This is a genomic window from Novosphingobium sp. Gsoil 351, from assembly GCF_009707465.1.
Taxonomy (GTDB): Bacteria; Pseudomonadota; Alphaproteobacteria; order Sphingomonadales; family Sphingomonadaceae; genus Novosphingobium.
Genome location: NZ_CP046120.1, coordinates 765,778 through 776,400, shown reverse-complemented (window position 1 = coordinate 776,400; position 10,623 = coordinate 765,778). Strand labels below are relative to the sequence as shown.

General features: G+C 65.7%; 10 protein-coding genes and 1 pseudogene. 6 read left to right on the top strand and 5 right to left on the bottom strand.

Going from position 1 to position 10,623, the window contains the following annotated elements; genetic code table 11:
* Positions 1-3 precede the first annotated feature (3 nt).
* Both GKE62_RS03660 and GKE62_RS03655 read right to left on the bottom strand, forming a co-directional pair.
* Positions 4-453: an MAPEG family protein gene (locus tag GKE62_RS03660; RefSeq protein ID WP_154691056.1), complete on the bottom strand. Its 450-nt coding sequence runs from the start codon at positions 451-453 to the stop codon at positions 4-6.
* Positions 454-524: 71 nt separating this feature from the next.
* The gene (locus tag GKE62_RS03655) at positions 525-1,544 is read right to left on the bottom strand and encodes a threonine/serine dehydratase (protein WP_154691055.1); all 1,020 of its coding nucleotides are present in this window, start codon (positions 1,542-1,544) and stop codon (positions 525-527) included.
* A gap of 50 nt (positions 1,545-1,594) precedes the next feature.
* On the opposite strand from GKE62_RS03655, the gene GKE62_RS03650 reads away from it, so the two are divergent.
* The 5 genes and pseudogenes from GKE62_RS03650 (at position 1,595) to GKE62_RS03630 (ending at position 7,175) form a co-directional block, all read left to right on the top strand.
* The gene (locus GKE62_RS03650; protein WP_154691054.1) at positions 1,595-2,800 is read left to right on the top strand and encodes a saccharopine dehydrogenase family protein; all 1,206 of its coding nucleotides are present in this window, start codon (positions 1,595-1,597) and stop codon (positions 2,798-2,800) included.
* A gap of 67 nt (positions 2,801-2,867) precedes the next feature.
* Positions 2,868-3,235, top strand: a pseudogene (locus GKE62_RS19620) (GxxExxY protein).
* 40 nt (positions 3,236-3,275) lie between these two features.
* A complete protein-coding gene (locus GKE62_RS03640) occupies positions 3,276-4,448 on the top strand; it encodes a carboxynorspermidine decarboxylase (protein ID WP_154691053.1) in 1,173 nt (390 codons plus the stop codon).
* A 171-nt stretch (positions 4,449-4,619) separates the two neighbouring features.
* Positions 4,620-5,861 carry a serine hydrolase gene (locus tag GKE62_RS03635; RefSeq protein ID WP_154691052.1) on the top strand — a complete coding sequence of 414 codons (1,242 nt, stop codon included), beginning with the start codon at positions 4,620-4,622 and terminating at the stop codon, positions 5,859-5,861.
* Between the two features lie 123 nt (positions 5,862-5,984).
* Positions 5,985-7,175 (top strand): type III PLP-dependent enzyme, encoded by a 1,191-nt coding sequence (locus GKE62_RS03630; RefSeq protein WP_154691051.1) that lies wholly within the window; start codon positions 5,985-5,987, stop codon positions 7,173-7,175.
* On the opposite strand, the gene GKE62_RS03625 is transcribed toward GKE62_RS03630, so the two are convergent.
* On the bottom strand, positions 7,162-8,439 hold the full coding sequence (locus GKE62_RS03625; RefSeq protein ID WP_154691050.1) for a cyclopropane-fatty-acyl-phospholipid synthase family protein: 1,278 nt from the start codon (positions 8,437-8,439) through the stop codon (positions 7,162-7,164). The two genes, GKE62_RS03630 and GKE62_RS03625, sit on opposite strands and share 14 nt — an antisense overlap.
* A gap of 8 nt (positions 8,440-8,447) precedes the next feature.
* Positions 8,448-8,891 (bottom strand): pyridoxamine 5'-phosphate oxidase family protein, encoded by a 444-nt coding sequence (locus GKE62_RS03620; protein WP_154691049.1) that lies wholly within the window; start codon positions 8,889-8,891, stop codon positions 8,448-8,450.
* Positions 8,892-8,990: 99 nt separating this feature from the next.
* Between GKE62_RS03620 and GKE62_RS03615 the strand changes: the two genes are divergently transcribed.
* On the top strand, positions 8,991-10,256 hold the full coding sequence (locus tag GKE62_RS03615) for a dipeptidase (RefSeq protein ID WP_154691048.1): 1,266 nt from the start codon (positions 8,991-8,993) through the stop codon (positions 10,254-10,256).
* A gap of 11 nt (positions 10,257-10,267) precedes the next feature.
* On the opposite strand, the gene GKE62_RS03610 is transcribed toward GKE62_RS03615, so the two are convergent.
* Positions 10,268-10,474 carry a hypothetical protein gene (locus GKE62_RS03610; protein WP_154691047.1) on the bottom strand — a complete coding sequence of 69 codons (207 nt, stop codon included), beginning with the start codon at positions 10,472-10,474 and terminating at the stop codon, positions 10,268-10,270.
* Positions 10,475-10,623: the final 149 nt, after the last annotated feature.

Below are 10,623 nucleotides of genomic sequence, written 5' to 3'. Positions count from 1 at the left end.
CTTCTAACCAGTCACCGTCGCCGGATCGTGCAGCAGTGTCGCCATCACCGCTCGCACCGCGAGCACCAGCAGGCTCGCCGTGGCCAGCGAGAACAGCGTGAAGCGGACGGGAACCCGATTGACCGTCGCCTGCCACAGCGAATGGACGATGCGGATCGCGACGTAGGCCCAGGCGAGCAGCACATCGAGCGCGCCCGCGCCCATGATCGCGAGAATCGCGACCGTCGCGTAGAAGATCGTCGGTTGTTCCATCAGATGCGTGTAGTTGTGCGACTTCCAGTTGATCCGGTCGTCGATCACCCCTTCGAGATCCTGACCCCGCCCGCCCGGCTTGGCCGCGCTGAGACCTCCCGCCTTGGCGATCGCGGGAAGCCGCGTGATCGCCAACCAGGTCAGCATGATCAGCGACCACAGCACCAGGACGGCCGCGGGTGCGAGAATTTGCGCCTGCATCGTCGGTTCTCCCCCCTCAACGTGTGGCGGGGAGAGTGCGGGCGCGAAATTCAATTGTCAAATGCAACCGATTAGCCGGTCGAGGCGAGCACTTTCGCGAACGCCGCGGCATCGACGTTGCCGCCGGTGAGGGTGACCGCGGTGCGGCCGTCGGTGGGCACCGTCCCCGCCAGCACCGCCGCCAATGCCGCCGCGCCGCCGGGTTCGAGCACGAGGTGGAGACGGTCGAACGCATAGTTCTGCGCCGCGCGGACTTCGGCGGGGGATACCGCGACGCCATAGGCGCACCGGGCCTTCAGGATGGCGAAGTTGATCGGGCGCGTGGCGGGGGTCTGGAGCGCATCGCAGGCGGTCGGCGGCGCATCGGCGGGCACGCGCTGGATTTCGCCCGTTTCCAGGCTGAGCCTGACATCGTCCCAGCCTTCGGGCTCGACCGGCACGATCTCGGCGTCGGGGCAGGCGAGGGCGAGGCCGGCGCTGAGCCCACCGCCACCGCAGCACGCGACGATCCGGGTGGGAGGCCCGCCGGCGCGCGCGAGGCCGTCGGCGATCATCTGCGCGGCGATCTCGATGCCGACCGTGCCCTGGCCCTCGATCACCCACGGATCGGCATAGGCGTGGACCAGCGTCGCCCCGCGTTCGGCGACCAAGCGGGCGGCCACCTCGTCGCGATCCTCGCCGCCGGGGCGGTCGTAGAGCACGACTTCGGCGCCCAGCGCGCGGGTGTTGGCGAGCTTCACCTGCGGGGCGTCGGTGGGCATCACGATCGTCGCCGGAATGCCCAGCCGCCGCGCCGCCCAGGCGACGCCCTGCGCGTGGTTTCCGCTGGAGACGCCGATGACACCCCGCTTACGCTCATTCTCGTCCAGATCGGTCAGCCGGTGCCATGCCCCGCGAATCTTGAACGCGCCGATCGGCTGGAGCGATTCGGCCTTGCACCACACGGTCGCGCCGCTCGGTAGCTCGAGCGGGAGAAGCGGGGTGGGCGGCAGCAGCGCCGCGATCTTTGCCCCGGCGCGGGCCACGCCCTCGCTCGTGGGCGCGCGTTGCGCTTGGGCGGCGGTCGGGGAACGGAGACTTTCAACGGTCATTGTGTTGCCCTAGTAGCCACGGCTCGATCCTTCCACCGTCAGGAGTGCAAATGTCCAAGGTTCTGGTGATCGGCGCAGGCGGAGTCGGGTCGGTCGCGGTGCACAAGATGGCGATGAATTCCGAGATTTTCTCGGACGTTCACCTCGCAAGCCGGACCAAATCCAAATGCGACGCGATCGCGGAAAGCGTCAAGGCGCGCACCGGGCAAACGGTGACGACTTACGCAATCGACGCCGACGACGTCGCCGCGACCACCGCGCTGATCCGCCGGATTGAGCCCAAGCTCGTCGTCAACCTCGCGCTGCCGTACCAGGACCTCCACATCATGGACGCCTGTCTGGCGGCGGGAGTCAACTACCTCGACACCGCCAACTACGAGCCGCGCGATGAGGCGCACTTCGAATATTCGTGGCAGTGGGCCTATCAGGACAAGTTCAAACAGGCCGGCCTTATGGCGCTGCTCGGCAGCGGGTTCGATCCGGGCGTAACCAGCGTGTTCGCCACCTGGCTGAAGAAGCACAAGCTCGACACGATCCGCACACTCGACATTCTCGACTGCAACGGTGGCGACCACGGCCAGCATTTCGCCACCAACTTCAACCCCGAGATCAACATCCGCGAGGTCACCGCTCCCGCTCGCCATTACGAGAACGGCAAGTGGATCGAGACGCCCGCGCTCAGCACGAAGCAGCAGTTCGCGTTCGAGGGGGTCGGTCCCAAGACGATGTACCTGATGTACCACGAGGAACTCGAAAGCCTCGCGAAGCATCTGCCCGAGATCGAGCGCATCCGGTTCTGGATGACCTTCGGCGAGGCCTACATCACCCACCTGACCGTGCTCCAGAACATCGGGATGACCCGGATCGATCCGGTGCTCTATGAGGGGCGCGAGATCATCCCGTTGCAGTTCCTGAAGGCGGTGCTGCCCGAACCGTCGTCGCTCGGTTCGACCACCAAGGGCAGGACCAACATCGGCGACATCGCCACCGGCTTCAAGGACGGCGACGAGCGGACCTTCTACATCTACCAGATCTGCGACCACGAGGCCGCCTTCGCCGAAACCGGCAATCAGGCGGTCAGCTATACCACCGGGGTTCCGGCGATGGTCGGCGCGGCGATGATGCTGACCGGGACGTGGACGGGAGAGGGCGTGTTCAACATGGAGCAGTTCGATCCCGACCCGTTCCTCGCCATACTGGGCGATCAGGGCCTGCCGTGGCAGGTCAAGGAGCTGGGCGGGCCATTGGGGTTCTGATTTGATTTCACACGAAGACACGAAGAGGGCGGGAATCGCGGAGATTGAGGCGCTCGCCCGGATCGTAGTGGATTGCGGGTATCATCTGCACCGCGATCTCGGGCCAGGACTTCTTGAAAGTGCGTATAAAGCCTTGATGGCAGAGGGCCTGCGGCAAGCGGGCTGCACGGTCGAGCGCCAGGTCGCCCTGCCTTTGAACTACAAGGGCGTTGTCGTGGACAACGCTTCAAGGTTGATCTGCTCGTCGAGCGACGTCTCGTAACCGAACTCAAATCGATTGAGCGCCTTGCTCCCGTGCACGGCAAGCAGGTGCTCACCTATCTTCGTCTTTTGGGCCTGCCATTGGGATTGCTGATGAACTTTGGACAAGCCACCTTCAAGGACGGCCTCAAGCGCATCGCCAACGATTATTACGGTGCTATCGAAAGACGCTGACATCTTCGTGTCTTCGTGTGAAAAAATCGGATCAAAACGCATGGAAACCAGAGCGGGAGACCCAGGCGCATTTGCGCAATTCGACCTATCCCGGGTCGATAGTCCCGCGTTCGTGGTCGATGCCGCGCGGCTGCGCGCCAACCTCGCGATCCTTGCCGACATCCGCGAGCGCGCGGGAATCAAGGTGCTCGCCGCGCTCAAGGCGTTTTCGATGTGGCGGGTGGCGCCGATCGTGGGCGAGCGTCTCGACGGGGTCTGCACCTCCGGGTTGTGGGAAGCGCTGCTCGCCGCCGAGCACTATCAGGGAGAGATCGCGACTTATTGCGCGGCCTACAAGCCCGACGACCTGCCCGAAATCCTGCGCCTGTCCGACCATGTCATCTTCAACTCGCCCGGCCAGCTCGAACGCTTCGTGCCCCAGATCGCGCTGGCCCGGTCGCGCGGCGATGCATTCGACATCGGCCTCAGGATCAACCCGCTCCACGCCGAGGGCGAGGTGCCGCGCTATGACCCGTGCGCGCCGCACAGCCGGTTGGGATTTCCGGTCGATCAGTTGACCGACGAGCACATGGAGGGGGTCGACGGGCTCCATTTCCACACGCTGTGCGAGCAGGACTTCGAACCGCTGCGCCGCACCTGGGAGGCGACCCGGCCGCGGATCGCCAAGTGGCTACCCCGTCTCAAGTGGCTCAACTTCGGCGGCGGCCACCACATCACCCGCGCCGACTACCAGCGCGACGAGTTGGTCGCGTTCCTCAAGAGCGTGAAGGCCGAGACCGGCTGCGAACTCTATCTCGAGCCGGGCGAGGCGGTGGCGCTCGATGCGGGCATCCTCGTCGGTACGATCCTCGATTCGCACTGGAACGGGATGCCGCTGGCGATCGCCGACATCTCCGCCACCTGCCACATGCCCGACGTGATCGAGGCGCCGTACCGACCCGCGATGCTGGGTGAGCTAGAGGCGGGCGAGGAGGTCCGCCTCGGCGGCCCGTCATGCCTCGCCGGAGACGTGATCGGCGACTACCGCCTGCCGTTCGCGCCCGAGCCCGGACAGCGCTTCGCCTTCCTGGACCAGGCGCACTATTCGATGGTCAAGACCACCACCTTCAACGGCGTGCCGCTGCCCTCGATCTGGCTGTGGGACAGCGAGAGCGACAGTCTCGAACAGGTGCGCAAGTTCGGTTACGAGGATTTTCGCGACCGGCTGAGCTGACCCTCCTCTCCCCGAACGGGGCGAGGATACGGAGACTTGCGAGCTTGCTCGCTAGGCGCAGTTGGAGAGGGGCGCGCGGCGTAACGCTACTCTGCGGCCCCTCTCCAAGCTTCGCTAGCTCCTATGGAGCAAGCTGCGCTATCCTCTCCCCTAAAGGGGCGAGGAGAGACCATGCCGAAGGAAATTCTCGACGGGATCACCAGCGATCCGGCGATGATGGGCTGGATGCAGGGTTTCCCGCCGCCCGCCGCCAAGCGGATCGAGGCCGCCAAGGGCAACCACATGCGGTTTCCCTGGACCCGCTGGTCGTTCTCCAACATGCGCGAGTTCTGCCCGACGGTGCGGGTGTCGCGGGGGCAGGGGCCGGTCACCCCGCTGCCGGTGGCGCTCCGGGACGACATCGATGCCCTGCCGGTGACGCTGGACGACGGCACCCGCACGACGTGGGCCGCAACGCTCCCGCTCAACTTCACCGACGCGATGTGCGTGCTGCACCGGGGCGCGGTGGTCTACGAACGCTATCTTGGCGTCACCCGCCCCGACAGCCGCCACATCGCGTTCTCGGTGACCAAGAGCTTTCTCGGCCTGATCGCCGAGATGCTGATCGCCGAGGGCCGGCTCGACCCGGCCAGCCGGGTCGCCGATCACCTGCCCGAGCTGGCGGGCACCGGCTATGCCGACGCGACGATCCGCCAGGTGCTCGATATGACCACCGCGATCGACTATTCCGAGGACTACGCCGACGCGCGCTCGGGCATCGGCGATTTCAGCCTGGCGCTGGCCTTGACTCCGCGCGCTGCCGGCTATGCCGGGCCGGAAGACATGTACGCCTATCTCGCCACGCTGGCGGCGGATGGCGAGCACGGCAAGGCGTTCACCTATCGCACGATCAACACCGAAGTGCTCGGCTGGATCGTCGCGCGGATCCAAGGCGAGCGCGCCCACGAGGTGTATTCGCGACGCATCTGGCAACCGTTGCGCATGCAAGACGATGCCGACATGCTGGTCGATCCCGCGGGCACGCCATTCACCGGCGGCGGCCTCAACCCGACCCTGCGCGACATGGCTCGCTTCGGCGAGGCGATGCGCAACGATGGCGCGGTGGGCGGTGCGCAACTGCTCGCCGCCGGACCCATCCGCGCGATCAAGTCCGGCGCATCGGGGGCCGACGCCACGCGCTCGCCGCACCCCAGTCTGCCCGATCTCGTCTATCGCAGCCAGTGGTGGTTCTTCACCAACGGCAACCCGGTGTTTTCGGCGCGCGGCATCCACGGCCAGGCGATCTACGTCGATCCTGCGGCGGAGCTGACGATCGCCCGATTCGCCTCGCATCCGATCGCCGCAAACATCCCCAACGACGCCACGACATTGCCCGTTTTCCGCGCGCTGGCGGAGCATTTGTTGCGGATTTGAGACAGGGGGGCATTTTCACTTGCAGTTCATCCCCCCCGCCTTATAGCGACCCCCCGCTGCCCCATGGGGACTTCCAAACCGCAAGGCAGCTTTGTGAACTGAACCGGTTGGGGGTCCCTTGAGTTGCACCATTATCCTGATGCATCGGCTGTAATCCGCGCCACTTCGCCGGACCAACCCGTTATCCTCAATCGCCCGCACGCAGCGCGGCGCGCCGCCCGTTTCTTCGTCGAGAAGTTTCCGGGCCGCACGCTCTATGCGGTCAAGGCCAATCCTTCGGCGGACTTGCTGAGGGTGCTGTGGGATGCCGGGGTCACGCACTACGACGTCGCCTCGATCGCGGAGGTGCGGCTGGTCCGCGCGACGCTGCCCGAGGCCGTCCTGTGCTTCATGCATCCGGTCAAGACCGCCAGCGCGATCCGCGAGGCTTACGCCGTCCACGGCTGCAAGGTGTTCAGCCTCGATACCCAGGAAGAGCTCGAGAAGATCGTCGCCGCGACTGATGGCGCGGAAGACCTGACGCTGTGCGTGCGTCTGCGCGTCTCGTCCGAATATTCCGAGCTCAGCCTCGCCGCCAAGTTCGGCGCCGACCTGACCGAAGCCCCGGCGCTGCTCCAGGCGACGCGCCAAGTCGCCGACAGCCTCGGCGTGTGCTTCCACGTCGGCTCGCAGTCGATGAGCCCGCACGCCTATGTCCAGGCGTTGGAAAAGGTTCGCGCGGCGATCGTCGACGCCTCGGTGCTGGTCGACGTGATCGACGTCGGCGGGGGCTTCCCCTCGATCTATCCGGGGATGGAGCCGCCGCCGCTGGAGGATTACTTCGGGATCATCGACCGGACCTACGAATCGCTGCCGATCTCGTATTCGGCCGAGCTGTGGTGCGAGCCGGGCCGCGCGCTGTGCGCCGAGTACAACTCGCTGATCGTCCGCGTCGACAAGCGCCGCGGGTCCGAGCTGTTCATCAACGACGGCGCCTATGGCGCACTGTTCGATGCCGCGCACGTCGGCTGGCGATTCCCGGTCAAGGCGCTGCGCGAGGATGCTGCGGCCACCGACGAGGCGTTCAGCTTCTACGGCCCGACCTGCGACGACCTCGACCACATGGAAGGCCCGTTCGAGCTGCCGTCCGACATGCGCGCGGGCGACTACATCGAAATCGGCATGCTCGGCGCCTATGGCGCGGCGATGAAGACCGCGTTCAATGGCTTCGGCGAAAGCGAAGTCTATGAGGCGGGCGACGAGCCGATGGCCAGCCAGTACCGCGGCGACCGCCGCGATCCACGGGTGTCGGACAACGTGGTCAGTCTGCGCTGATCAAAGCCGGGGCGGGCCTGCTTTCGAGCAGTCCCGCCTCCACTTCTCCCATATAACCCCGCGTCAGCGGCAGCGCGTGGCGGTCGCGGGTGTACTGGATCTGGTAGTTGCCCATGCCGCCGCTTTCGAACGCGGCGGTAGCGCCGGCGAGGTAGAAGGTCCACATTCGGAAGAATTTCGCGTCATACAGTGCCTCGATCGCAGCGCGGTTGGCCACGCAGTTGGCGTGCCACGCGCGCAGGGTGCGGGCGTAGTGGAGGCGCAGCGTCTCGACGTCGCTGGCGATCAGGCGGACCTTCTCGCTGGCCGCGACGGTCTCGCTGAGTGCGGGGATATAGCCGCCAGGGAAGATGTATTTGCGGGTGAAGGCGTCGGTGCTCCCCGGGCCGCCGAAGCGGCCGATCGTGTGGAGCAGCATGACGCCATCATCGGTCAGAAGCCGCGCGCAGATGCGGAAGAAGGAGTCGAACTGCGGGCGCCCGACATGCTCGAACATGCCGACGGAGACGATTCGGTCGAACCTGCGCCCGCTGGCAGGCAGATCGCGATAGTCGGCCAGCTCGAACTTCACGCGGTCGCCGATCCCGGCGGCTTTAGCATGCGCGACGGCGAGCGCGAGCTGTTCCGCGCTCAACGTGATCGCGGTGACCGTCACGTCGAAGTGCTTGGCCAGATAGATCGCCATCCCGCCCCAGCCGCCGCCGATGTCGAGCACCTGCTGGCCCGGCTTGAGCGCGAGCTTGGCGGCGATGTGGGCGAGCTTGGCCTCCTGAGCCTCGCCCAGGGTCATGTCCTCGCGCGACCAATAGGCGCAGCTATATTGCATATGCTCGCCGTCGAGCATCAACGCGTAGAGATCGTACCCGATGTCGTAGTGGTGTCCGACGTTGGCTTTCGATCTGGCACGGGCGTTGACCTGATCGGCGGCGGCGATCGCCCGGCGCAGCAGCTTGCGCAGGGCTGAGGGCGCGTACAGTTTGGCCCCAGCCTCCCAAGGTTGGTTGGCGCGGAGCAGCTGAGCAAGCTCCATCACGTCGCCCTGTTCAATCGTCAGGTCGCCAGCGATGTATGCCTCGCCAGCGCCCAACCGGGGATCGCGCAAAATGCTGGTGGTCACCCCGGGCCGGGTCAGGCGGATGCGGACTTGCGGGAACCCCGGTGCCGGAAGGCCGAATTTGGCGACGCGCCCGTCGGCGTGAACCACCTCGAGCACGCCGAGACGAACGATCCGAGCGAGCATCCTGTCGAAAAGCGATGTGCTCATCGCCGGTTTTAGCCCAGCTTGACCTCGCCTTCTTCCTCACCATCCCAATAGTGCAGGCGCTTGGCGGTCACTTTGATCATCACCGTGCCCGGCGTATCCACCCCTTGCGGAAACCAGCGGTCGAGCGATTTGTCCCAATGCTCGGCGAATGCAGCCTTGTCGCGGATTACCTGCGCGGTGCCGACGACGTGGAAGAAAGCGCCCGGCGCGCCGAGAATACCCTTGATCCCGGCGCTGCCCATATAGGTCACGCCGACGTTCGGATCGCCGCCGATGTCGGCGATCATCTGGCGGTCCTCGTAGGTGAAGAACCACGAATCGCCTTCGAAATCGACGTTGCGATTGTTGCTCATCGGTCGCGCGCCGATCGCGCCGCCGGCGGTGTGAGTGGCGAGCGTGCAGAAATCGATGTCGCGCATGGCTTCGGAAATGTCAGCGAGGGTCTTGGCCACCGGGATGCTCCTTGATGTATCGTAAGGCCCAACCCGTTTCTCCGCGTCGCGTTCCGCCGACGCTTCCCTAATCGCCCCGGCAATGGCATCGCGGCGGGCATGAACCGTATCGCCATTCCGCTGCTCGCCCTGATCCTTGCCAGCCCCGCGTTCGCCGCGCCCGCGCGCAGTCCGGAGCAGGCCGCCGCCGCGGCGCTGAAAGCGGCGCCGGTGTGGGACGGCCACAATGATGTGCCCGAGCAGTTGCGCGACCGCACCGGAGACCTGCTCGACGGGTTCGACTTCACCGATACCCGCAATACCGCACAGGGCGGCAAGGTGGCGATGCAGACCGACCTGAGCCGGCTCAAGCGCGGTCATGTCGGGGCGCAGTTCTGGTCGGTCTATGTCGACTACAAGCTGGCCGAACCCGAGGCGGTGCGCCAGACAATTGAGCAGATCGACACGATCAAGCGTCTGGTCGCGCGCTATCCTGGCGAGTTGGCGCTGGCGACGAGTTCGGCGGACGTCGAGAAGGCGTGGAAGGCTGGCAGAATTGCCTCGCTGATCGGGATGGAGGGTGGCGGTTCGATCGGCGGCAGCCTTGCGGTGCTGCGCCAGATGCACGCGCTGGGCGCGCGCTACATGACGCTGGCGCACTACAAGACCACTGCCTGGGCCGATTCATCTAACGACGTATCCCGTAACGGTGGTCTCAGCGACTTCGGCAAGCAGGTGGTGCGCGAGATGCAGCGGGTGGGGATGCTGGTTGATCTCAGCCATTGCTCCGAGGAAACGATGAACGACGCGCTCGACGTGGCGGGGGCCCCTGTGGTGTTCACCCATTCGAATGCCCGTGCCGTCGATGGCCATCCGCGCAACGTGCCCGATGCGGTGCTCGATCGGCTCAAGAACAATGGCGGGATCGTGATGGTCACGGCGGTGCTCAACTTCGTCAGCGAGGATTATCGAATCTGGGCGGCGGAACTCGCGGGCGAGGAGGCCCGGCTCAAGTCGCTCCACACGGGTCTCCCGGACCGTGTCGCACCCGCGCTCGCGGCGTGGACCGGGGCGCATCCCGCTCCCAGGGTCACCGTTTCGCAGATCGCCGACCACATCGACCACATCGTCAAGCGGATCGGGATCGATCATGTCGGGGTGGGAGGGGACTTCGACGGGACAGACGAGACGCCGAAGGGTTTCGAGGACGTCTCCGCCTATCCCAACCTGTTCGCCGAACTGGCTCGGCGCGGCTATTCACAGGGCGATCTCGAGCGGATTTCCAGCCGCAACATGCTGCGCGTGTTGCGCGCCGCCGAAGCCTACGCGGCAAAGCATCGCAACGATCCGCCGATCGAGACCCGGGCGGTCACGGCCGGCGGCTGACGCGGCCGCGCCTATTGCGGAGCAGGAGTCGCCTGACCGCTGATCGGGCCGTTTTGAGCCGGTTGATCGACGCTCGCCGCGCCGGTCATCCAGATGACCGAAAGGGCACCAACCGCCAGCAGCAAGCTGATTATCAGGACATAGCGAACTATGTGCGGAGTCGAGGCGCCGCGTGCCTCGTCGGTCTCAATGTGGACTTCGTCGCCCTGGCGTTCCATGTTTTTCCGTCCTCTTGCCGATTGTTTCTGACGTGACCCTGCCGCATCCTACGCCCCGGCGCATGCTTCGTTCCAAGCCCAGCAATCGCGCACTTGCTGGTAGCGCCATCGTGGGAGTGTAGTCTTTTTCGATGAAACCGCGAAGTACC

Bases quoted from the DNA above. Each gene is read 5' to 3' on its own strand.
- GKE62_RS03635 (WP_154691052.1), top strand. From the start codon at position 4,620: ATGCCGAAGGAAATTCTCGACGGGATCACCAGCGATCCGGCGATGATG.
- GKE62_RS03615 (WP_154691048.1), top strand. From the start codon at position 8,991: ATGAACCGTATCGCCATTCCGCTGCTCGCCCTGATCCTTGCCAGCCCC.
- GKE62_RS03610 (WP_154691047.1), bottom strand. From the start codon at position 10,474: ATGGAACGCCAGGGCGACGAAGTCCACATTGAGACCGACGAGGCACGC.
- GKE62_RS03625 (WP_154691050.1), bottom strand. From the start codon at position 8,439: ATGAGCACATCGCTTTTCGACAGGATGCTCGCTCGGATCGTTCGTCTC.
- GKE62_RS03655 (WP_154691055.1), bottom strand. From the start codon at position 1,544: ATGACCGTTGAAAGTCTCCGTTCCCCGACCGCCGCCCAAGCGCAACGC.
- GKE62_RS03640 (WP_154691053.1), top strand. From the start codon at position 3,276: ATGGAAACCAGAGCGGGAGACCCAGGCGCATTTGCGCAATTCGACCTA.
- GKE62_RS03660 (WP_154691056.1), bottom strand. From the start codon at position 453: ATGCAGGCGCAAATTCTCGCACCCGCGGCCGTCCTGGTGCTGTGGTCG.
- GKE62_RS03650 (WP_154691054.1), top strand. From the start codon at position 1,595: ATGTCCAAGGTTCTGGTGATCGGCGCAGGCGGAGTCGGGTCGGTCGCG.